Genomic DNA, 19,717 nt, shown 5'->3' on the forward strand with positions numbered 1-19,717 from the left:
GGGCCGGCAGGACTGTGAGCGGTATGGGTCGCACAGCAAAATTAATCAATCGATTGACTTATTTTTCCTACCATGTTACAAACTCGTCATGATCAAGGAAAAGGCCAATCCACCACCAGCCTCGGCACGCGCCGACGTCGCGCGGCAGAAGATGCTTTCCGCCGCCCTCGACGTTTTTGGCCGATATGGCTTCGACGGCGCATCGACACGCCAGCTGACCGAGGCGGCCGGCGTCAACCTGCAGGCCATCCCCTATTATTTCGGCAGCAAGGAAGGCCTCTACATCGCCACCGCCGAATATCTGATGGCCCGCATCGACACCCATGTCGGCGACATGAGGGCGCGCATCGGCGCGCATCTGCTGGCGCTTGATGCCGCAGGCAAACCGCTCGGCGCAGCTGAAGCCCGGCGCTTCCTGACGGACGTCCTCCAGACCATGGTGACGCTTTTCGTCGGCAAGGAATCCGAATCCTGGGCGCGCTTTCTGATCCGCGAGCAGATGGAACCGACAGAAGCCTTCACGAGGGTCTATCAGGGCATCATGCGGCCGATGATCGAGATCGGCCGGCGGCTGATCGCCGCCATCCTTGACGAGGACCCCGGCTCGGAACATGTGCGCCTGCGCACCTTCAGCCTTCTCGGCAGCATCCTCGTCTTTCGCGTCACTCACGCTGCCGTGCTCACTCAGATGGAATGGGAGGTGGTGGGTCCGGAGCAGGTGCAAATCTTGCGCGGGCTCGCCGCCGAACTGGTCGACGTCATCGGCCCGTCGAAAGGAGGTGCCGCATGAGGCGCATTCTTCCCCTGGCCATCATTCTCCTCATCGCGACAGGCGCCGCCGCCTGGTGGTACGGTCTGCCCGAAAAATTCGGCTGGCTCCCCGAGACCCGCCGCGAATTCGTCCTCTACGGAAATGTCGACATCCGCCAGGTATCGCTCGGCTTCCGTGTCAGCGGGCGCATCTCCGAACTGCGCGTCGACGAGGGCGATGTCGTCTGGAGAGGCTCAGTTCTGGCGAAGCTCGACGCCACGCCCAATGAACTTGCCGTTCGTTCGGCGGACGCCAACGCGGCCGCGCTTCGGGCCGCGCTCGACAAGCTGAAGGCAGGCCCGCGGCCGACCGAGATTGCCCAGGCACGCGCCGCCTACGATGAAAGCCTCGCCGATCTGCAGAATGCCGACCTCGCCTATGACCGCGCCCGCCAACTTCGCCCGCAGGGCACCATTTCCGAGGCGAGCCTCGATCAGGCGACCGCCGCAAAGGCGATGGCTGCCGCTCGCTCTCAGTCCGCCAGGGAAGCGCTGAAGCTCTTGCAGGAAGGCTCGCGCAGCGAGGATATCGCCGCTGCCGACGCTCAGCTAAAGGCAGCCGAGGCAACATTGGCCTCGGCTCGCACCTCGCTGGAGGATACCGAGCTCCGCGCCCCGAACAACGGTGTCATCCTCTCGCGCGTGCGGGAAAATGGTGCGATCGTCTCGCCGGCCGATACCGTCTTCGTCCTGTCGCTGACCGAGCCGGTCTGGGTACGCAGCTACGTCTCGGAGCCCGATCTCGGCCGCATCCACCCCGGCATGAAGGTTTCCGTCACCTCCGATACGGCGCCCGACAAACCTTATGAGGGCACGATCGGCTTCATCTCGCCGGTGGCCGAGTTTACCCCGAAATCGGTGGAAACGCCGGAACTCAGGACCGACCTCGTCTATCGCCTGAGGATCGTCATCGACAAGCCCGGTCCGGATCTGCGCCAGGGCATGCCGGTCACCGTCCGCCTTCCCACGCTTGCGGCAAGCGGACGATGACCGCCGCCGACACCGCCCCCCGGACAGGTTCGGACGAAAAGCCGCTCGTCCGGATCGACGCCGTCACCAAACGCTTCGGCGACGCACCCCCTGCGCTCGATGCCGTTTCCGGCATGATCGCCGGCGGCGCGATCACCGGCCTGGTCGGCCCTGACGGCGCCGGAAAGACGACACTGATCCGTCTGATGACCGGCCTGATGCTGCCGGACACGGGGACCGCGGAAGTTCTCGGCTTCGACACCCGAAAGAATGCCCCCGGCATCCAGGCGGCGATCGGCTACATGCCGCAGCGCTTCGGTCTCTATGAAGACCTCTCGGTGCAGGAAAACCTCGATCTCTACGCTGATCTGCGCGGCCTGCCTAAGAGCGAACGTGCGGGCGCCTTCGACGAGTTGCTCACCTTCACCGACCTCAAACGTTTCACCGGCCGGCTGGCCGGCAAACTCTCAGGCGGCATGAAGCAGAAGCTCGGCCTTGCCTGCGCGCTTATGAAGAAGCCACGGCTGCTGCTGCTCGACGAGCCGGGCGTCGGCGTCGACCCGATCTCGCGCCGCGACCTCTGGCAGATGGTCGAGAACCTGACGAAGGAAGGCATCGGCGTCCTCTGGTCGACCGCCTATTTGGATGAGGCCGAAGCCTGCGACCACGTGCTGCTCCTGAACCAGGGCAAGCTGCTCTTTTCAGGAAAACCGAGGGAGATGACCGACCGCGTCGACGACCGGGTCTTCAGGGTCTCCGGTGTCACGGGACGCCGCCGGCGGGTGCTTGCCGAACTGCTGCAGGCCGACGGCGTCATCGACGGCGTCATCCAGGGCGAAGCCATCCGACTCGTTGTGGCCAGGGACAAGAAACCTGACATCGGCAAGGCCGGCAATGGCGCATCGCTTGCCCCTGCCCCGCCTCGCTTCGAGGATGCCTTCGTCGATATGCTGGGCGGCGGCCCCGGCGGCCGCTCCCGGCTCGCCGAGGCGCAGGAGCCGCTCAAGGCCGAGGGTGACCGACCGGTGATTGAGGCTAGGGGCCTCACCAAACGCTTCGGCGATTTCACCGCTGCCGACAATATCAGCTTTGATATTCGCCGCGGCGAGATCTTCGGCCTGCTCGGCCCGAACGGCGCTGGCAAATCCACCACCTTCAAGATGCTCTGCGGCCTGCTGAAACCAACCGGCGGCGAAGGTCGCGTCGCCGGTTTCGATCTTCGCCGCGATGCCGCCGAAGCCCGCAACCAACTCGGCTACATGGCGCAGAAATTCTCGCTTTATGGCGATCTGACGGTCACGCAGAACCTCGAATTCTTCGCCGGCGTCTATGGCCTTCGCGGGCAGCGCAGGCGCGAACGCATCCAACTGATGGCCGATATCTTCGATTTCGGCCGCCATGCCCGCGAGCCCGCCAAGGATCTGCCGCTCGGCCTGAAGCAACGCCTGGCGCTCGCCTGCGCCGTCATGCACGAACCGCGCGCCCTGTTCCTCGACGAACCGACCTCGGGCGTCGATCCGATCACCCGGCGCGAATTCTGGACCCATATCAACGGGCTGGTCGAGAAGGGCGTCACCGTGCTCGTCACCACCCATTTCATGGATGAGGCGGAATATTGCGACCGCATCTCGCTGATCTATCGCGGCCGCTCGATCGCACTGGGCTCGCCCGATGAATTGAAGGCCCGCGTCGCAACCAAGGATGAGCCGGACCCGACGATGGAAGATGCCTTCGTTGCGCTCGTGCAGCAGTCGGAAGCGGAGGATGCCGCATGAGCCCCTCCTCCGGCCGGCTTCGGCGTCTTTTTGCCCTTGTTCGCAAGGAAAGTTTTCAGGCGATCCGCGATCCGAGCAGCATCCTTATTGCCTTCGTGTTGCCGCTGATCCTGCTTTTCCTCTTCGGCTACGGCGTCTCGCTCGATACCACCCGCACCCGCATCGGCCTGGTGATCGAGGAGATGACGCCTCTGACGCAGGATCTCGCGGCCAGCTTCCGTGCCTCGCGTTATTTCGATGTGGCGATCGGCCGCGACCGGCGCCTCTTCGAAGAAGATCTCGTGCTCGGCAAAGTGCGCGGCGTCGTCGTCATCCCCGCCGATTTCACCACGCGCTACACCGCCGGCGATCATCCCGCTATCCAGGTGATCGTCGACGGTTCGGACCCGAACACGGCGAACTTCGTCCAGAATTATGCGCAGGGTGCCGTTGCCAATTGGGAGCGACAGAGACAGGCTGATGTCGCCTCCCATAGTCCCGCCATCTCGGTCGAGCAGCGCTTCTGGTTCAATCCGGAACTGACCAGCCGCAATTTCCTCGTGCCGGGCTCGATCGCCATCGTCATGACGCTCGTCGGAACACTTTTGACCTCGCTCGTCGTCGCCCGCGAATGGGAGCGCGGCACGATGGAAGCGATGATGGCGACGCCGGTGACGGCGGTAGAGCTGCTCGCCGGCAAGATCCTGCCCTATTTCCTGCTCGGCCTCACCTCGATGACGCTCTGCGTCCTGCTTGCCGTCTTTCTCTTCGGCGTGCCGTTCCGCGGCTCCGTCGCCGCCCTATACGCCCTGTCGGCCGCCTTTCTGATCCCCGCGCTCGGCCAGGGCTTGCTGATCTCGACGGCCACAAAGAACCAGTTTCTTGCTTCGCAGTTGGCGCTGATTTCCGCCTTCCTGCCCGCCTTCCTGCTCTCGGGCTTCCTGTTCGAGATCAATTCCATGCCTGAGGTCATCCAGTGGATCACCTTCATCGTGCCGGCGCGTTATCTGATCCCCAGCCTGCAGACCGTGTTTCTTGCCGGCGACATCTGGCCAATGTTCGCCACGGCAATCTCCGTCATGCTGACGATCGGCGCCATCATGTTCATGCTGGCGGCGCGCAGCACCCGAAAGAGGATCGGCTGAGATGGGATGGACAAGGCTCTATGCCCTCATCGTCAAGGAACTACTCGCCGTGCTGCGCGACCCCAAGGGCCGCGCCATCCTGATCGGCCCACCGATCGTCCAGCTTCTGGTCTTTTCCTATGCGGCGACCCTCGAAGTGCGCAACGTCGATGTCATGATCCTCAACCGCGACAGCGGCCATTGGGGCCAGGAACTGATCGAACGCATCGATGGCGCACCGACCTTTCGAAGCATCGAGATCGCCGCCGATCAGGACGAAGTACAGGTGGCCATCGACAACCAGACGGTGATTGCAGCGATCGAGATCGGCCCGGATTTTTCGCGCAATATCGAGGCCGGAACCCCTGTTGATCTGCAGGTGGTGCTCGACGGCCGCCGCTCCAACGCCTCGCAGATCGTCGCAGGCTACCTCTCGCAGATCGGCGCAGCCCTTGCCGCCGAGACGCCGGCGGGCAGGCGTGCGGGCGCCGGCATCGTCTCATCCGTGCCGCGCAACTGGTTCAATCCGAATCTCACCTATCAATGGTTCATGGTGCCGAACCTGATCGCCAGCATTGCGCTCCTGATCGGCCTGATCGTCACGGCGCTGTCGATCGCCCGCGAGCGCGAGCTCGGCACCTTCGATCAGCTGATGGTCTCGCCGCTGCGCATGCACGAGATCCTGATCGGCAAGCTGATCCCGCCGATGATGATCGGCCTGTTCCACATCACGGTCTATATCCTGGCCGCCGTTTTCCTTTTTGAGGTGCCGCTGCGCGGTTCGCTCTTCCTGCTTTACGGCAGCGCGGTTTTCTATCTCGGCTCAGTCGCCGGCCTCGGCCTCTTCATCTCGGCGCTGTCGATGACGCAGCAGCAGGCGATCCTCGGCGCCTTCCTGTTCATGGTCCCGGCCATGCTGCTGTCCGGCTTCGCAACCCCGATCGAGAACATGCCGGGCTGGCTGCAGCCGATAACCTTCATCAACCCGCTGCGCTACTTCCTGGTGATCGTCAAAGGCGTTTTCCTCAAGGACATCCCCTTGAGCGAGGTGGTCAACCAGACGATCCCGCTGGCGCTGATCGCCACTGTTACCCTCAGCGCCGCCGCCTGGCTCTTCCGCCGGCGGCTGGAATGAGGCAATTTCAGCCGCCTCACAGAATGTGAACCGGGCTTCCAAAGCGTGAATCTCCTGCCGGAACATCGGCCAGACGGCGTCGTTACCCAAACGCAACCCCAGCAAAGGAGAAGCAAAATGTACAAGATTCTACTTGTCTCCGGCGCCCTTGCGCTTTCGTCTTTCGCCACCAACGCGCTTGCTGACGGCGCCGTCACCGGTGCGGCTGGCGGCGCCATCACGGGCGCGATTGTCGGTGGCCCCGTGGGTGCCGCCGTTGGCGGCATAGCCGGCGGTGTTGCCGGCGCCGTCGTCGATCCGCCGCCGCGCGAGGTCGTCACCTATGTCCAGCAGCAGCCCGCCCCGACTGCCCGCGTGGTGGTTCAGGAGCCGATCGTCGTCGGCAAGCCGCTGCCGGCGGATGTGGTCGTTACCCCGGTGCCTGACAACCCGAAATACGCCTACACGGTCATCAACAATCAGCATGTGATCGTCGAGCCTCGCACCCACCGTGTGGTGCAGGTCATCGAATAATCATCCGACCGATGCCGCATGCTGCGGCTCGGCAACCTCCGGCCCCGCTTCGGCGGGGCCTTTTTCTGTCGGCTTGCCGGCCTGCACCAATGCCATGCCGCAATGGGCCATCACACGTGGGTCGCCAGCCGAATGCTGGAGCCCACGACGCGCAAGGCTGACGCATTCCGCCACATCGTCCTCTCCGAGCCGCGGCCAGCCCATCGCGATGCGATGTTCGAGTGCCCAGGTGGCGTGCGACAGAATCATCGGATTTCCGGCTCGATGGCGAGCGCCTGACGCAGCAGATCATAGGCAATGGCATTGCTTTCGATCGACTCGTCGATGATCGCGGCAAGCGCGCGCAGGTAAGATCGTAAACCGCGAGGCTGTTCGGGCGGTCCCGGCGCGATCTCTAGATTTCGGCGATTTCGATTGTCGGCTCGACGTCGAGGCGACCCGCTCGGTGACATGGTCCTGGAAGGCGAACATGCCGCCGATGCCGTCTTCGAAATGATCGGCCCGGAGATTGGCCGCCGTCACGCCATCCACCAGCTGCACGTTGATGCGCACCTGCGAACCTTCGCGCCGGATGCTGCCTTCGAGCACGTACCGCACGCCCAGTTCAGCTGCCACCTCTCGCACATCCACATTGCGGCCTTTGTAGACGAAGACGGAATTGCGCGAGATGACCGAAAAAGGAACGGAAACGCGCCAGAGCGGTGATGATCTCTGTCACCACACCGTCGGCGAATAATCCTGGTCGGCGTCGCCGCCGAGATTGACGAACGGAAGAACCGCCACGGTCGGCGGCCGCGGGTCTACAGGCGCCGACGCGGCATCGTCCTGCCGCGGCAGAAGATAGCCGACCCTGGAGCCGTCGCGGGAACCGGCGTGAACGGCCTTATACCGACCTCAGGACCTGTAGGCGACGAGCACCGCGCCTCCCGCAATCATGATGATGCCGAGCCAATTCGGCAGCGTCAGGCGTTCTCCAAGGAAAAGCAACGCAAAGACGGCCACGAAGACGACGGACAGCTTGTCGATCGGCGCGACACGCGCGGCATCACCGAGCTTCAGAGCCCGAAAATAGCACATCCAGGATGCGCCGGTGGCAAGGCCGGAGAGCATCAGGAAGAGCCAGCTCCTGCCCGGCACCGAGGATGGCTCCTGCCAATTGCCGGTCACGACGATCATCACTCCTGCCGCCAGCAGGATGACGATGGTGCGAATGAAGGTCGCGAAGTCGGAGTTGACGTTCTCGACGCCGACCTTGGCGAAAATCGCGGTGAGCGCTGCGAAACCGGCGGAAAGAAGCGCCCAAAGCGGCCAGCTTGTGAGAAGGCTTTTCATACGGCTTGTCCCCGCCCTTACCTCTTTCTCCGACAGGATCAGACTTTCAGCTCGCGCCGTTCGCGCTCGGTCACCATGGCGAGGTCGAGCACCTTCTGCAGGTTGGCGGCGTGGCGGAAGTTGGGATCCGGCTGGATGCCGCTTGCTACCGCCTCGGCAAACCGCTGGTAGTTGGTCGGCACCGGCGTCACCTCGATCTCCCTCCAGGTAGCGGTCTCGGCATCCTCGCCGAGGCAGCCGCGCAATTCGGAACCGCCGGGGCGATGGATGACCTCGAGGCTGCCCTTTTCGCCATAGATGCGCAGCTTCAGCTCGTTCAGATGGCCCGTCGCCCAGCGGCTGGCATGGATGACGCCGAGCGCGCCGTTGGCGAAATCGACCGACATGGTGAAACTGTCATTGGCGTCGAGCATATATTCGCCGATCTGGCCGCCCGGCGCCTTGTTGAAAGTCTTCAGCCGCGCAAAGACGTGGTCAATGTCCGTCGCGGCGCCATAGGCGGCGAAATCGAGGATGTGGATGCCGACATCGCCGAGCACGCCGTTCGAGCCGTGGCCAGTGGAAAGGCGCCACAGCCAGGTCGATTCCGTGCGCCAGTCGCCCCAGGCGCGCGAGACGAGCCAGCTCTGCAGGTAGGAGGCCTCGACATGCTTGATCGTGCCGAGTTCGCCGGCGAGCACCATCTCGCGGGCACGCTGCAGCGGCGCGACGTTGCGATAGGTGAGGTTGACCATGTTGATGACGCCGGCCTTTTCGGCCGCTTCCGTCATCTCCAGCGCCTTCGGGTAATTTTCAGCCAGCGGCTTCTCGCAAAGCACATGCTTACCGGCAGCGATCAGCGCCAGCGTCGTCGGGTGATGGATGCGATCGGGCGTGATGTTCGTCGCCGCATCGAATTCGCCCCAGGCGATTGCCTCGTCCAGCGACAGAAAACGCTTCTCGATGCCGAACTTGTCGGCGAAGGCAGAGAGCCGGTCGGGATCGGTGTCGACGGCGCCGACCACAGTCACGCCGTCTATTTTGCTGAAATGGGTGAGCTGGTTTTTTGCCATCACGCCCGTACCAAGAACGAGTAGTCGCATGAATGCTCCTCAGCGGTAACCGGCTTCGCCGGCCTGGTGCAGTTTCGGGCCGCGTTCGACGATCGGCTCCAGGGCCTTTTCTACCGGCACATTTGGAGCGTCGGTAATGCTCGTCAACGCGCCCTCGGGGTTATAGGCCCACTTGACGCCATTGATCAGCACCTTCTGGACGGTGGCGTCGTGATAGGTCGGATAGGTCTCATGGCCGGGGCGGAAATAGAAGATGTTGCCGGCGCCGCGCCGCCAGGTCAGGCCCGAACGGAACACTTCTCCACCCTGGAACCAGGAGATGAACACCGTCTCAAGCGGCTCCGGCACCGAGAACTGCTCGCCATACATTTCCTCGTTTTCCAGTTCGAAATGTTCGCCGATGCCGGCGGCGATCGGATGCCGCGGGTTGATCGTCCACAGCCGCTCGCGTTCGCCGGCCTCGCGCCACTTCAGCGCGCAGGGCGTGCCCATCAGCCGCTTGAAGATTTTCGAGAAATGCCCGGAATGCAGCACCAGCAGGCCCATGCCTTCCCAGACGCGCTTGGCGACGCGCTCGACGACGACGTCGGAGACCGCGCCATGATCCTTATGGCCCCACCAGGTCAGCACATCGGTTTCGGCAAGCCGGGCTTCGCTCAGCCCATGCTCCGGTTCCTGCAGCGTCGCCGTCGTCGCCGAGATGGCGGGATCGGCATTCAACGCATTGGCGATCGTCGTATGCATGCCCTCCGGATAGATGCCGCGGACGATTGCATTGGTAGTTTCGTGGATGTTTTCACCCCACACAACGGTGCGTATGGTCACGATGTGCTCCTCTGGAAGCTGGAAATATCGAACAGGCGGGAAAAGCAGAATTCAAAGCGCTTTGGAAAAGCGCCTTGGGTGCGCCTCGATCTCCTCCACGTCCAAGCAACACATAGCCCTTTGTCAGGAATTTGACAAAGGGGAAAATTTCACTCGCTCGCCTCGCAGGAGGATTTAAAAATATCTCAGTAAAATCAATGCGAAACGGATTTCGAGAACAGGTTGACGACGACGACGCCGGATATGATCAGCCCTAGGCCGACGATCGCCGGCAGGTCCAGCCGCTGCTTGAAGAAAACGAGTCCGACCGAGGAAATCAGCACGATTCCCAAAGCGCTCCAAATCGCGTAAGCGACTCCCACGGGAATGCTCTTCAGCGTCAGCGACAGGCAATAGAAGGCCGCGGCATAACAGGCGACGACAAGCGCCGTCGGCCCGATGCGGGTGAATTGCTGCGACAATTGCAGCGCGGTCGTGCCGATGACTTCGAGCACGATGGCTGCAAAGAGCAGCCCGTAAATGGCGGCCTGGCTCATAGAGGCATTCCTTTTCGGATCACTTTCTAGTCAGCTCGACAAGGCGGTTGATGAGATCCCGCCTCAGAGCATCGCTGATATCATGGCTCTCCAGCGTATCGGAGAACCACAGGCCGTCGGCAGCAAAGCGCACGATCTGCGCGTCGAGGGAGGAATCAGTGCCGACATATTCCTCGGCCCGCGCCTGCACCCATTGTCGCCAGCGAAGGCGCAGCCGGGGTTCGGCAAGAAGCGCGATCGTCACCTGCGTCCAGCTTCGGGAATCGTCGGGACGATCCTTGAGGCCGGACACCGCCCTGAGATAGGCGCGGGTGAAGCGGCCTTGCGGCTGCGGATCGCCGCGCATCAGTTCCTCGATATCGGCGTCGAACTTTTCAAGCAGGTTCTCGAACAGAGCGTCGAGCAGTGCATTCTTCGTCCGGAAATGATGCAGCAGCCCGCCCTTGCTGACGTTGGAGGCGGAAGAGACCGCATCGAGCGTGACGGCCGCCATTCCATCGCTGGCTGCAAGGCGTGCGGCGACCTCCAGCAACTGCTGGCGCACGAGAGCCGGTTGTTTCTTGCGATGGTGAGCGCTTGACATGCAATTGCAAAGATACCGTCCGGACGGTTTTGTCAAGAAGAATCGGGTGAATGCCCTGCTCCATGGGCATTATGGGCGAAATGCCGCGGCACTTTGATGACAGTTGCGATCATTTCCCGCCAGGTGCATGAAGGATCGGGCGGATGGCAATGATACGGGGGATGATTTTGTGACGGAAAAGGTCACCACTCTATATGAAGCGATCGGCGGCAATCCCACCGTGCGGGCGCTGACGCATCGCTTCTACGCGCTGATGAACGAACTGCCGGAGGCAAGCAATGTGCGCGCCGTTCATCCGCCGAGCCTTCAGGGCAGCGAAGAGAAATTCTACGAATACATGACCGGTTATCTCGGCGGCCCGCCGCTCTATACCGACAAGCGCGGCCACCCGCGACTGCGCAGCCGCCATCTCGTCGCCGAAATCGGCCCGGTCGAGCGCGACGAATGGTTGCTCTGCTTCCGCCGCGCGCTCGACGAGACGATCGCGAGCCAGGCGTTGCGCGACCTGATCTGGGCGCCGGTCGAGCGCCTTGCCTATCACATGCAGAACAGGGCCCCTGACACCGAGGAACAACCATGAGCCTGAACGCGCGTCTGGAGCCGGTGCTCTATCTCTTTGCCGGCTTGTTCGGCGCGGCCGGCGTGGCGCTCGCCGCCCTTGCCACCCATGGCGGCGGCCAAGCCAACCTTCCGGCTTCGGCATCCGCCATGTGTCTCGCCCACGCCCCTGCCCTACTGGCATTGGCTCTCGGCACAACAAGGCTCAAAACCGCCTGGCTGGCCGGTTTCCTCATGATTGTCGGGACGCTGCTCTTTGCGGGTGACCTGGTGACGCTGCGGTTTACCGCCGCCGGCCTCTTCCCCTATGCCGCGCCGATCGGCGGCTGGGCGATGATGCTTGGCTGGCTGGCCGTTGCGGCGGGCGCGGGCTTCCGGGTCAGGGCTTAGGATGAGATAATCCGATCCCTGATAGACGACATTGGCGAAGCCGAGCTTTTCTCGATAGAATGTAAGCGTCGCATCGCTATCGAGCGACGGAAGGCCCGGCAGGACCTCGATGCGATCGGGCCCCTCGTTTACATGCCGTCGACCACATTGAAGCCTTCGAAGACCGGCGGCCCTTTATACATCGCCTTACGGTCGCCGGCATTGCGGTGCGCAGCGCGAAATCTCTCGGACCTCGTCCAGTTCTGAAAATCCTCTTCGCTCTTCCAGACCGTATGCGAGGAATAGAGCGTATAGCCCTCTTCTGCGTTAAGCTTGCCGCGCAGCAGACGGAATTCGACGAAACCGGGCACCTCGGCCAGGCCGGAATCGCGGTTACGCCAGACGGTCTCGAAATCGCCCTCGGTCCGGGTTACGACCTTGAAGCGGTTCATTGCGATATACATGAAATCTCCTTACGCCTTCCTCTTGCCCATCCTTGCGGCATGTGAGGGAAAGGCAAGGATATTATTGCCGTTTGCCGCCGCCGGGCCAAGCGGTCTCGTCGTCGCTTCTCCGGGCATGCGCGCCTCCCAGGTCGGGAACAGCATCACGTTCTTATAGATCTGTTGGCGTTCGGCATGCTGCTGAAAAAGCTCGTAAAGCTCGGGCACGAGGCCGTCGCCGCTCTGCGCGGCGAGCTTGTGCAGGCCGATGATGGTGAAGCCGTCGGGGCGGTGATGGTTCACCGGGAATTGTCTCGTTCGTTCATCGTCTGCAGCGCACGCTCCAGGCTGGACTTGCTGCCGTTGCGCAGCGGGATGAAAGCCTTGCCGAACTTCTTGCAGCCGGTTTTCACCCTCAGGCAGGCATCGTGGCTGATACAGTCGATCGGGCAGAACACGCAGTCGACCGAGGGAAGCACGGTATCGATGCGCGAAACCGCTTCACGCAACCCGCCGTCGTGATGGATGAGCTCAGCGCCGAAATTGCTGGCGATCTGGCGAAGATGCGCCACCTGGCAGTCGCGGCCGCCGACATAGAGGAAACTGCGGCCATCCAGTTTGGACCGTCCGAAGGATGCCTCAGCAGCGTCCTCGCCCGCGCTGTCGCGGACTTGCCGGTTCGATCCCTTCTTGCCCTTGCGAGCCATATACCACCCGTTCGCTCGTTGATCGTCACACGATTCCTGCGTGTGCGGGTGGAACTTATTAAACTTGATTTTCGCAGTAAAGTCTAAAGTTGATAATTTTAATCATATTTATCTCCTCCCGATCTCGAAGACCTGAGTGAAGCGCATCGAACTTCCGCCCGGAGGCGGACTGAAGGGTGATGCGCGCCGCACAGCATCAGCAGCCGCCTGATCGATCTCCGAAACGCCCGAGCTTCTGGAGATGACAGCAGAGACAAGATTACCGCTTCCAGCGATGGTCAGCGTCACTGCCGCCGTTCCACTAACATTCTTCGGCTCACGAAGGGCGCGCCGGATGCGCGCACGAACCTTTCCGCCATAGTTGGCACGGGCGGCTGTGCCCACCCCGTTATTATTGCTGGCAGCTTGCGAATTGCGGTCTGACTGTGCTGAGGGATTACCTTCCGCGACACCACGTGTAGAATCCTGCTGCGCCTCGCCCTTCGACCCAGCAGTCTTTTTCGGCGGGCGCTTTTTCTCGACCGGTTTCGGCTTTTCCTTAGTCACGGCTTTCGGTTTCGGCTTCGGCGGCACGACCTCCTCCGGCTCGACTGCGGCGACAGGGGGCGTCTCGAATGGTTGAACTTCCGGGGATATCTCGTCAGAAGGCTTGCGCTCCTCGGGAATGACCGTCGACATCGGCTGTGCGATAGCAGTTTCTGCTTGAACTTCGGAAACGAGGATTTCCGGCTCGACCGCCGCTGTAATTTCCGGCGAAACGCGCGTTACCTCTGGAGAAGGGGCTTGCTGAATCGGATCCTGAGCTTCTGCGGGCGAGACTTCGGTCGGCTGGATTGTCTCCGGCTCTACTGCCTCTGGAATAATTTCTTCCTGTACGGTCACATCGGTCTCGCCGGCAGCGGTCTGGTCGACGTCCGAATTACCATACATGACGACGCTGACGGCTTCGCCGGCTTCCTCGATTGCTTCTTCCGCTATGTGGGGGAAGGCAACGATCACCACTGCGGCCAAAGTCGCATGGAAAATTAGCGAGCAAAAACAACTCAGCGTCTCCCGCCGCCGCATTGGCTTCTTCTCGCCTTCCTGTTTTTGCACCGCCGCGTCCATCGGCGGCGCAGAGAGCGGAGAGGTCGGCACGGTTTCCGGATGGTCGGGAAAGGCGGATATCTGCGCGAAACGCGTGTAGTGGATCACCGTTTCGCCGGCCGGCTGCCGCGGTACGTTGCGCAGTTCGGAAAGCTCGTGGCCGGAATGCATGCCGGGCGTGTTGTCGTTGAGGCTGCCGCTGGCGTCCGCCTTCCCGATGAGCACCTGCCTCGATCTGGTTTTCGCTGAAATCGCCATTGTCTACGCCTCGGACAGACTGAAACATGTCCGCCGGGGTTCATCCCCGGCGTTATCTTAGCCCTCGAAGGGAACCGAAATCTGCGAACGGGTGACGAGACCCTTCATGCATTCGCCGGCAGCCGGCCCGTCGCAGACCGGCGTGTCGTTGATCAGGATGCGGGTCACGCTCTCGCATTTGACATTTGGCATGTCGAACTGGCGCACGCGCTTCTTACCCCGCGGCAGATCCCGGAAATCGAGGACGGTGATGCGGTCGACGGCGTTCTTGTCGTTGAAGAAGGCGAGTTCGAAGGAGACCTTGTTGATGGCGGCGGGCAGCTGGTTGAGCGCGACGAAGGTCATTATGCAGCCCTTCTGCGTGGGCGCCAGCGCGTTGAGCTCGACATTGAGAGAGGCTGCCGGCGCCGCCTCCTGTGCCTGGCATACGCCCGCAACCGCCGTCAACAAGCCGGCTGCAGCAGCCGCAAACCTGATCGTCATATGCTCCTCCGCCATTGTCGCAGGCCGCCGCCAGGCAGCTTCATCTCAGCAATCTCAAAAACTTGACCGTAATAGTATCCTATTGCGTCTTTAAAAAACTATGAGCAAGAAAGTCAAGTTAATAGTCGCGAAAGCCGGGGGCCACTGATCCCCGGCCTCACGGAATTGCCAACCGAAATGATGGTTGAAAAGCCAGATACCTTTAAGCACGCGCTGGTGCTCGGCGAGCCGGCGGCGAAACAGCGAGTCGTCGAAAGCGCGGATATCTTCCGCGGCACGAACGATCATCAGTGACGTCGCCTTCACCGCCAAGGGCGGCGAGTTGACGGCGATCGCCGGCCGAACGGCTCCGGCAAGACGACGACGATGAAAGCGATCTCGGGCGAGCTTGGCTATGACGGCTCGGTGCGCATCGGCGGCGGCGAAGTGAAGGGGCAGAAACCCTGGCAGCTTGCCGCCGTTCGCGGCATGCTGCCGCGGGCAAGTACCATCTCCTTTCCCTTCACCGTGCGCGAGATCGTCCGGATCGGCCTGACTTCGGGCCTCAACTTCAATCCCGACAAAGCCGATCAGACGGCGGCGACGGCACTTGCTTCCGTCGACCTCTCCGGCTTCGAAGGCCGCTTCTACCAGGAACTCTCCGGCGGCTAGCAGCAGCGCGTGCAGCTTGCCCGCGTGCTCTGCCAGATCTCCGAGCCTGTCGTCGACGGCAAGCCTTGCTGGCTGCTGCTCGACGAGCTGGTCTCGACCTCGACATCAGCCATCAACCATCATCTCGCTCGCCCGGAGTTTCTGCGAACGCGGCGGCGGCGTCATGCATGACCTCAAACTGACGGCGCTTTTCGCCGACCGCGTCGTGCTGATGAAGTCAGGGCGCCTTGCTGCCGCCGGAAGCATCCGCGAGGTGTTGTCCGACGAAATCACGCTCTCGGTCTTCGGCTGCGCCCTGCGCATCAACCAGGTGCCGCCCGACGGCACGCCCCTCGTGCTCGCTCACAGCGCCCCTCCTCGGCGCTAGCCGGCCCGCGCGGCGGAACTTTTCACCGCCCGGCACGTTTTCGGCAGTGATTTGAGTCAATGCCGGGCGGTCTCATCTATGCAACGAACGGTCATGACCCCCGTGCAAAACAGGCGGGCTTGCGCGCGCCCCAGCCAATGGAGATAACCATGACCTATTCCATTTTTCACTCCGGCCGCAGCCGCCGCAACGGCAGCTTCCATAATTTCGAATCCGGCATTGAGGAACAGATCGAGGCGCTGCGCGACGAGCTGGCGGAACTGACGCGCCTCGTCGGCAAGAATTCCCGCAATCAGGGCGATAAGATCCGCGGCCAGGCCAGCGCCGGCTATGAGGAACTGCTCAGCCGCAGCGAGGATCTCTTGCGCGAATTGCAGCACGGCTACGAGCGCAGCGCGACCGAGATGCGCGAGACCGTGCGCAAACATCCGCTGGCAACGATCGGCGCCGCGGCCGCCTTCGGCCTGGCCATCGCCTTCCTCGCTCGGCGCTGAGGAAGGCGATGCTCTCGATCCTCAGCCTGCTGACGGGCGCAAGCGTGCATCGGACCGTCGCGCGCGCCAAGCGCACCAGCATCTTCGTTGTGCTGGCCCTGCTCTTCCTCCTCACCGCCTATGCGCTGGCCGTCACTGCCGGCGCCATCTGGCTCGCCGGCATTTACGGTCCGGTCGGCGCTGCCCTCTTCCTGGCCGCTTGTGCATTGCTAATCGCCATCATCCTGGTGGTGGTGATGGTGATCATCAATGCCCAGGAGAAACGTCGCGCCCGCGAGCGCCGTGCAGCACTGGAATCGCTGGCGGCAGTCGGTCTCGGCCTCGTCCGCGCCCAGCCGCTCCTGACCGCTGGCGTGCTGGCGGCAATCGTCGCGGCCAATCTGGTGGGGTTGAAGCGGGAGGATTAAGGAGAAGGAGAGGGCCGCCTCCCCGATTCCGAAGCTACCTTTCCTCCTCATTTCTATGCCCTCAGGCTTCGCCCAAGGGATCGCAGGAATGAGCGTGGAGAGGTAATGCTTCGAATGACGATCGCTCACTAAAACGATGCAAAAAACCGTCGCCGCAACAGGCAGCCGGCTTTTCGATCGCTTGTCAAAACGCAAACGCCTTCGACGTCAGCGGCGCCGAAGTTGCGTCCGGGCCGAAATCGGCTTCGCCCGAGATCTGCAGCAATTCCTGCAGCCGTTGGCGGGCGCGGTTGACGCGGCTCTTGATGGTGCCGACGGCACAGCCGCAGATTTCGGCGGCCTCCTCGTAAGAAAAGCCGGAGGCGCCGACGAGGATGATCGCTTCGCGCTGGTCCGGCGGCAACTGGTCGAGCGCTTTCTTGAAATCCTGCAGGTCGAGCGCGCCATATTGCGAGGGGTGCATCGCCATCGATTCGGTAAACAGGCCGTCGCTGTCCTGCACCTCGCGGCCGCTTTTACGCATCTGGCTGTAGAGTTCGTTGCGCAGAATCGTGAAGAGCCAGGCCTTCATATTGGTGCCCATCTCGAAATGATCCTGCTTGGCCCAGGCCTTCATGATCGTATCCTGGACGAGATCGTCGGCACGGTCGTGGCGGCCGATGAGCGAGATCGCGAAGGCGCGAAGACTGGGCAGGGCCGCCAGCAATTCCCGCTTGAAGCTGGGTTGCACTTTATCTTCCATGCGGGCGATCCTATTCGGCCATCTTGGCGGAAGCCATCATCTCGGCATGGTCGAGCTTTTCGAGAAGATCGAGAAAACGATCGGGGATCGCTTCACCCTGCGCGGCCGCATAAAGCGACCGCAATTTGACGCCGATCTGATTGTTCGGGTCCAGGATATCGCTTGCCCGCAGCTCCAGCTTTCGCTGATCGGCTGCTTCTTTCTTGCGTGTGGTCATCAATTCGTCTTCTCGCCGGTTGTCTGTTCCAGAGGCGTGCACGGCATAATCACGACTTCAACCAGCGACACCGAGGTAATACGATGTTGCCGATGTTTGCCGCGGCGTGGGTCAAAATGCTACGCCCTTTCTTTGTCGGCTGGAATAATGCGGCGCGACGAAAAAAGTTCCTGCCGTTCCGGAACTTTTTTATCAAGATGGCGTTAATCGCTCATTGAAGCCAATGCCGGCCTGTATACAGGAGCCATATATGACACTTTCTACTCGAATTGCGCCGCACCTTCCTTATCTGCGTCGCTATTCCCGCGCGCTGACCGGTACCCAGACTTCAGGTGACGCCTATGTCGCCGCCGTTCTTGAAGCCATCATCGCCGATCTATCGATTTTCCCGGATACGGCGAATGACCGGGTCGCCCTCTACAAACTGTTTACGCAATTATTTGGTTCCACTGCAGTCCAGATTCCCGAGCCGACCTCGCCATATGCGTGGGAACAGCGCGCCACCCTCAACCTGTCCAAAGTCTCGCCCGGCGCCCGCCAGGCTTTTCTGCTCGCTTCCGTGGAGAATTTCCGCGTCGCCGAAATCGCCGAAATTCTCGAGCTCGATGAACAGGATGTCATGCAACTGCTCGACAAGGCTTCTCAGGAGATTTCCCGTCAGGTTGCAACCGATATCATGATCATCGAGGACGAGCCTTTGATCGCCATGGATATCGAGCAGATGGTCGAAAGCCTCGGCCACCGCGTCACCGGAATCGCCCGCACCCATGCCGAAGCCGTCGCGCTCTACAATAAGACGAAACCAAGCATGGTGCTCGCCGACATCCAGCTTGCCGACGGCAGTTCCGGCATCGACGCGGTCAACGACATTCTCAAGACGTCGAGCGTGCCAGTGATCTTCATCACCGCTTTCCCGGAACGGCTTCTGACGGGCGAGCGCCCCGAACCCACTTTCCTCGTCACCAAACCTTTCAACCCCGACATGGTCAAGGCACTGATCAGCCAAGCGCTTTTCTTCAATGAATCGACCAAAGTAGCCGCCTGATGCGCAATTTTCCGGCCTTCGGAACCAAACCGTCGAAACAGGCGTTCCGGTGCTGCCGGGACGCGCGATGGCCTTAATGGTTTTTGCAGCGCTTTGTTCTAGAGTTGGCAGGCAGTTTCTGGAGGTCGTTCCCTTCGGCGACGTTCAAGATGTCACAAGGAAAGGCGGCCGAGTGAATACGACTGAACCATTGTCGGGCACGCCTTTCACCTTCGAGGGTAAAGCCGCAATGATGGAACGGGCGCTCGGCAGCGCCGGTATTTCAATTCTCTGCCAGGACGCCCGGCTTTCGATTTTCTACGCCGAAAATCTGCCGCCGTATTTCGCGGCGCTCTTCATGCCCGGCGGCACTGATGCCGGCCTTTTCGGTGACATCCATGGGCAGTATCTGACAGTGCTCAAACAGAAGGTGCTGGAGACCGGCATCCCCAACAATGCCGAGGTCGAAATCGACGTCGACGGCGAAATGCGCACCTATGAACTAAAAATCCAGCGCACCGGAGAACGTGGCACGCACGGGCTTTTGTCGGTCATGACGGAGGTCACCGAAAGCCGGCATCGCGAAAAAGTACTCAAATCGCTGCTGCGCGAACTCTCGCACCGCTCGAAGAACCTTCTCGCCATCATCCAAGGCATTGCCACGCAGACGGCGCGCAACACGCTCTCGCTTGACAGCTTCCTCCTGAAATTCCGCGGGCGGCTGCAATCGCTTTCCAATTCCCAGGACCTGATCACGGATTCAAGCTGGCGCGGCGCCTATCTCTTCGAACTCGCCGAAAAACAGTTCGCCCCCTACTGGCCGGAAACATCAGGCTCTATGCCGATCTACGGCATAAACGCGCATCTGACGCCGAATGCCGCCGTGCATCTCGGGCTCGCCCTCCACGAACTCATCGTCAACTCCGCCTCCTTTGGCGCAATTGCCGGCGGCGCTGCCTCGATCACGCTCAACTGCCGGGAAGCTGCGATCGGCGACAGACGGGCGATCGAGATCGCCTGGGCGGAAGTGCTGCAGGATCAGTCGGAGGTCCACGAATTCAGCGACAACAGCTTCGGCCGCACCGTGCTGGAGCGTGTCGTGCCCTCGTCGGTCAACGGCAAAGCGGAACTGAAACTCGTACCCGGCCGCATCGAATATCGGCTGAGCATTCCGGAAACTGAATTCGAAATCTTCAAGCGTGTGTGAGAAGCCCTGACGATAAACCCAAACTGAAAAACAGCCGGTGCGAGGGCGGCGCACCGGCTGTCTTCACTCAC

24 protein-coding genes and 3 pseudogenes are annotated in these 19,717 nt (G+C 61.7%); 14 read left to right on the plus strand and 13 right to left on the minus strand.

Annotation, left to right across the window (positions count from 1 at the left end):
* Nucleotides 1-88 precede the first annotated feature (88 nt).
* The 6 genes from J2J99_RS16995 to J2J99_RS17020 all read left to right on the plus strand — a co-directional run bounded on the left by J2J99_RS16995 (nucleotide 89) and on the right by J2J99_RS17020 (nucleotide 6,305).
* Nucleotides 89-790 (plus strand): CerR family C-terminal domain-containing protein, encoded by a 702-nt coding sequence (locus J2J99_RS16995; protein WP_168298329.1) that lies wholly within the window; start codon nucleotides 89-91, stop codon nucleotides 788-790.
* Entirely contained in the window at nucleotides 787-1,800 is a 1,014-nt protein-coding gene (hlyD, locus tag J2J99_RS17000) for a secretion protein HlyD (protein ID WP_168298327.1), read from the plus strand. The genes J2J99_RS16995 and hlyD overlap by 4 nt, the downstream gene beginning before the upstream one ends.
* A complete protein-coding gene (locus tag J2J99_RS17005; protein WP_168298325.1) occupies nucleotides 1,797-3,554 on the plus strand; it encodes an ATP-binding cassette domain-containing protein in 1,758 nt (585 codons plus the stop codon). Before hlyD ends, J2J99_RS17005 begins: the two co-directional genes overlap by 4 nt.
* Nucleotides 3,551-4,678: an ABC transporter permease gene (locus tag J2J99_RS17010; protein WP_168298323.1), complete on the plus strand. Its 1,128-nt coding sequence runs from the start codon at nucleotides 3,551-3,553 to the stop codon at nucleotides 4,676-4,678. Before J2J99_RS17005 ends, J2J99_RS17010 begins: the two co-directional genes overlap by 4 nt.
* Nucleotide 4,679: 1 nt before the next feature.
* Nucleotides 4,680-5,792, plus strand: coding sequence for an ABC transporter permease (locus J2J99_RS17015; RefSeq protein ID WP_168298321.1), 1,113 nt, complete (start codon nucleotides 4,680-4,682; stop codon nucleotides 5,790-5,792).
* A 117-nt stretch (nucleotides 5,793-5,909) separates the two neighbouring features.
* Nucleotides 5,910-6,305, plus strand: coding sequence for a DUF1236 domain-containing protein (locus tag J2J99_RS17020; protein WP_037116617.1), 396 nt, complete (start codon nucleotides 5,910-5,912; stop codon nucleotides 6,303-6,305).
* Between the two features lie 51 nt (nucleotides 6,306-6,356).
* Here J2J99_RS17020 and J2J99_RS17025 read toward each other — a convergent pair.
* From J2J99_RS17025 to J2J99_RS17050, 6 genes and pseudogenes are all read right to left on the minus strand, one after another.
* Nucleotides 6,357-7,157: pseudogene (locus tag J2J99_RS17025) on the minus strand (transcriptional regulator); the annotation flags it as partial.
* 42 nt (nucleotides 7,158-7,199) lie between these two features.
* Nucleotides 7,200-7,637 carry an EamA family transporter gene (locus J2J99_RS17030; RefSeq protein ID WP_168298319.1) on the minus strand — a complete coding sequence of 146 codons (438 nt, stop codon included), beginning with the start codon at nucleotides 7,635-7,637 and terminating at the stop codon, nucleotides 7,200-7,202.
* 38 nt (nucleotides 7,638-7,675) lie between these two features.
* Nucleotides 7,676-8,719, minus strand: coding sequence for a Gfo/Idh/MocA family protein (locus tag J2J99_RS17035; protein ID WP_168298317.1), 1,044 nt, complete (start codon nucleotides 8,717-8,719; stop codon nucleotides 7,676-7,678).
* Nucleotides 8,720-8,728: 9 nt separating this feature from the next.
* Nucleotides 8,729-9,514, minus strand: a complete 786-nt coding sequence (locus J2J99_RS17040; RefSeq protein ID WP_207600930.1) for a ThuA domain-containing protein — start codon at nucleotides 9,512-9,514, stop codon at nucleotides 8,729-8,731.
* A 194-nt stretch (nucleotides 9,515-9,708) separates the two neighbouring features.
* Nucleotides 9,709-10,050 carry a DMT family transporter gene (locus tag J2J99_RS17045; protein WP_168297358.1) on the minus strand — a complete coding sequence of 114 codons (342 nt, stop codon included), beginning with the start codon at nucleotides 10,048-10,050 and terminating at the stop codon, nucleotides 9,709-9,711.
* Between the two features lie 19 nt (nucleotides 10,051-10,069).
* Nucleotides 10,070-10,633: a TetR/AcrR family transcriptional regulator gene (locus J2J99_RS17050; protein WP_168297357.1), complete on the minus strand. Its 564-nt coding sequence runs from the start codon at nucleotides 10,631-10,633 to the stop codon at nucleotides 10,070-10,072.
* Nucleotides 10,634-10,802: 169 nt separating this feature from the next.
* Here J2J99_RS17050 and J2J99_RS17055 point away from each other — a divergent pair, with 169 nt between their 5' ends.
* Nucleotides 10,803-11,213 (plus strand): group II truncated hemoglobin, encoded by a 411-nt coding sequence (locus J2J99_RS17055; RefSeq protein WP_168297356.1) that lies wholly within the window; start codon nucleotides 10,803-10,805, stop codon nucleotides 11,211-11,213.
* Nucleotides 11,210-11,581 (plus strand): DUF423 domain-containing protein, encoded by a 372-nt coding sequence (locus tag J2J99_RS17060; protein ID WP_168297355.1) that lies wholly within the window; start codon nucleotides 11,210-11,212, stop codon nucleotides 11,579-11,581. Before J2J99_RS17055 ends, J2J99_RS17060 begins: the two co-directional genes overlap by 4 nt.
* Nucleotides 11,582-11,709: 128 nt before the next feature.
* Here the strand turns inward: J2J99_RS17060 and hmuQ are convergent, their stop codons facing one another.
* The 5 genes from hmuQ to J2J99_RS17085 form a co-directional block, all read right to left on the minus strand.
* Nucleotides 11,710-12,024 carry a heme-degrading protein HmuQ gene (gene hmuQ, locus J2J99_RS17065; protein WP_168297354.1) on the minus strand — a complete coding sequence of 105 codons (315 nt, stop codon included), beginning with the start codon at nucleotides 12,022-12,024 and terminating at the stop codon, nucleotides 11,710-11,712.
* A gap of 9 nt (nucleotides 12,025-12,033) precedes the next feature.
* Entirely contained in the window at nucleotides 12,034-12,306 is a 273-nt protein-coding gene (locus J2J99_RS17070) for a hypothetical protein (protein ID WP_168297353.1), read from the minus strand.
* Nucleotides 12,303-12,710 (minus strand): DUF2325 domain-containing protein, encoded by a 408-nt coding sequence (locus J2J99_RS17075; RefSeq protein ID WP_168297352.1) that lies wholly within the window; start codon nucleotides 12,708-12,710, stop codon nucleotides 12,303-12,305. The genes J2J99_RS17070 and J2J99_RS17075 overlap by 4 nt, the downstream gene beginning before the upstream one ends.
* A gap of 108 nt (nucleotides 12,711-12,818) precedes the next feature.
* Entirely contained in the window at nucleotides 12,819-14,054 is a 1,236-nt protein-coding gene (locus J2J99_RS17080) for an energy transducer TonB (RefSeq protein ID WP_168297351.1), read from the minus strand.
* A gap of 57 nt (nucleotides 14,055-14,111) precedes the next feature.
* Complete coding sequence (locus J2J99_RS17085) at nucleotides 14,112-14,537, minus strand: hypothetical protein (protein WP_168297350.1); 426 nt, start codon at nucleotides 14,535-14,537, stop codon at nucleotides 14,112-14,114.
* A 177-nt stretch (nucleotides 14,538-14,714) separates the two neighbouring features.
* On the opposite strand from J2J99_RS17085, the pseudogene J2J99_RS17090 reads away from it, so the two are divergent.
* The 4 genes and pseudogenes from J2J99_RS17090 to J2J99_RS17105 all read left to right on the plus strand — a co-directional run.
* Nucleotides 14,715-14,822 (plus strand): annotated as a pseudogene (locus J2J99_RS17090) (hemin uptake protein HemP); the annotation flags it as partial.
* Nucleotides 14,800-15,555 (plus strand): annotated as a pseudogene (locus tag J2J99_RS17095) (heme ABC transporter ATP-binding protein). The pseudogenes J2J99_RS17090 and J2J99_RS17095, both read left to right, overlap by 23 nt.
* A 149-nt stretch (nucleotides 15,556-15,704) precedes the next feature.
* A complete protein-coding gene (locus J2J99_RS17100) occupies nucleotides 15,705-16,049 on the plus strand; it encodes a DUF883 family protein (RefSeq protein WP_168297349.1) in 345 nt (114 codons plus the stop codon).
* A gap of 8 nt (nucleotides 16,050-16,057) precedes the next feature.
* Complete coding sequence (locus tag J2J99_RS17105; protein ID WP_168297348.1) at nucleotides 16,058-16,456, plus strand: hypothetical protein; 399 nt, start codon at nucleotides 16,058-16,060, stop codon at nucleotides 16,454-16,456.
* A 184-nt stretch (nucleotides 16,457-16,640) separates the two neighbouring features.
* Here J2J99_RS17105 and J2J99_RS17110 read toward each other — a convergent pair whose 3' ends face one another.
* Together J2J99_RS17110 and J2J99_RS17115 are read right to left on the minus strand one after the other, a co-directional pair.
* Entirely contained in the window at nucleotides 16,641-17,198 is a 558-nt protein-coding gene (locus J2J99_RS17110; protein ID WP_004677121.1) for an RNA polymerase sigma factor, read from the minus strand.
* 10 nt (nucleotides 17,199-17,208) lie between these two features.
* Nucleotides 17,209-17,415: a NepR family anti-sigma factor gene (locus tag J2J99_RS17115; RefSeq protein WP_012484947.1), complete on the minus strand. Its 207-nt coding sequence runs from the start codon at nucleotides 17,413-17,415 to the stop codon at nucleotides 17,209-17,211.
* A gap of 250 nt (nucleotides 17,416-17,665) precedes the next feature.
* Here J2J99_RS17115 and J2J99_RS17120 point away from each other — a divergent pair, with 250 nt between their 5' ends.
* Together J2J99_RS17120 and J2J99_RS17125 are read left to right on the plus strand one after the other, a co-directional pair.
* Entirely contained in the window at nucleotides 17,666-18,460 is a 795-nt protein-coding gene (locus J2J99_RS17120; protein WP_020922074.1) for a response regulator, read from the plus strand.
* Between the two features lie 190 nt (nucleotides 18,461-18,650).
* Complete coding sequence (locus tag J2J99_RS17125) at nucleotides 18,651-19,646, plus strand: sensor histidine kinase (RefSeq protein ID WP_205918895.1); 996 nt, start codon at nucleotides 18,651-18,653, stop codon at nucleotides 19,644-19,646.
* The last annotated feature ends 71 nt before the right edge of the window (nucleotides 19,647-19,717 follow it).

This window comes from Rhizobium binae (assembly GCF_017357225.1).
Taxonomy (GTDB): Bacteria; Pseudomonadota; Alphaproteobacteria; order Rhizobiales; family Rhizobiaceae; genus Rhizobium; species Rhizobium binae.

Excerpts from the sequence above, each read along its gene's own strand:
- J2J99_RS16995 (WP_168298329.1), top strand. The coding sequence starts at position 89 with ATGATCAAGGAAAAGGCCAATCCACCACCAGCCTCGGCACGCGCCGAC.
- hlyD (WP_168298327.1), top strand. The coding sequence starts at position 787 with ATGAGGCGCATTCTTCCCCTGGCCATCATTCTCCTCATCGCGACAGGC.
- J2J99_RS17005 (WP_168298325.1), top strand. The coding sequence starts at position 1,797 with ATGACCGCCGCCGACACCGCCCCCCGGACAGGTTCGGACGAAAAGCCG.
- J2J99_RS17010 (WP_168298323.1), top strand. The coding sequence starts at position 3,551 with ATGAGCCCCTCCTCCGGCCGGCTTCGGCGTCTTTTTGCCCTTGTTCGC.
- J2J99_RS17015 (WP_168298321.1), top strand. The coding sequence starts at position 4,680 with ATGGGATGGACAAGGCTCTATGCCCTCATCGTCAAGGAACTACTCGCC.
- J2J99_RS17020 (WP_037116617.1), top strand. The coding sequence starts at position 5,910 with ATGTACAAGATTCTACTTGTCTCCGGCGCCCTTGCGCTTTCGTCTTTC.
- J2J99_RS17030 (WP_168298319.1), bottom strand. The coding sequence starts at position 7,637 with ATGAAAAGCCTTCTCACAAGCTGGCCGCTTTGGGCGCTTCTTTCCGCC.
- J2J99_RS17035 (WP_168298317.1), bottom strand. The coding sequence starts at position 8,719 with ATGCGACTACTCGTTCTTGGTACGGGCGTGATGGCAAAAAACCAGCTC.
- J2J99_RS17045 (WP_168297358.1), bottom strand. The coding sequence starts at position 10,050 with ATGAGCCAGGCCGCCATTTACGGGCTGCTCTTTGCAGCCATCGTGCTC.
- J2J99_RS17050 (WP_168297357.1), bottom strand. The coding sequence starts at position 10,633 with ATGTCAAGCGCTCACCATCGCAAGAAACAACCGGCTCTCGTGCGCCAG.
- J2J99_RS17060 (WP_168297355.1), top strand. The coding sequence starts at position 11,210 with ATGAGCCTGAACGCGCGTCTGGAGCCGGTGCTCTATCTCTTTGCCGGC.
- hmuQ (WP_168297354.1), bottom strand. The coding sequence starts at position 12,024 with ATGTATATCGCAATGAACCGCTTCAAGGTCGTAACCCGGACCGAGGGC.
- J2J99_RS17075 (WP_168297352.1), bottom strand. The coding sequence starts at position 12,710 with ATGGCTCGCAAGGGCAAGAAGGGATCGAACCGGCAAGTCCGCGACAGC.
- J2J99_RS17080 (WP_168297351.1), bottom strand. The coding sequence starts at position 14,054 with ATGGCGATTTCAGCGAAAACCAGATCGAGGCAGGTGCTCATCGGGAAG.
- J2J99_RS17085 (WP_168297350.1), bottom strand. The coding sequence starts at position 14,537 with ATGACGATCAGGTTTGCGGCTGCTGCAGCCGGCTTGTTGACGGCGGTT.
- J2J99_RS17100 (WP_168297349.1), top strand. The coding sequence starts at position 15,705 with ATGACCTATTCCATTTTTCACTCCGGCCGCAGCCGCCGCAACGGCAGC.
- J2J99_RS17105 (WP_168297348.1), top strand. The coding sequence starts at position 16,058 with ATGCTCTCGATCCTCAGCCTGCTGACGGGCGCAAGCGTGCATCGGACC.
- J2J99_RS17110 (WP_004677121.1), bottom strand. The coding sequence starts at position 17,198 with ATGGAAGATAAAGTGCAACCCAGCTTCAAGCGGGAATTGCTGGCGGCC.
- J2J99_RS17115 (WP_012484947.1), bottom strand. The coding sequence starts at position 17,415 with ATGACCACACGCAAGAAAGAAGCAGCCGATCAGCGAAAGCTGGAGCTG.
- J2J99_RS17120 (WP_020922074.1), top strand. The coding sequence starts at position 17,666 with ATGACACTTTCTACTCGAATTGCGCCGCACCTTCCTTATCTGCGTCGC.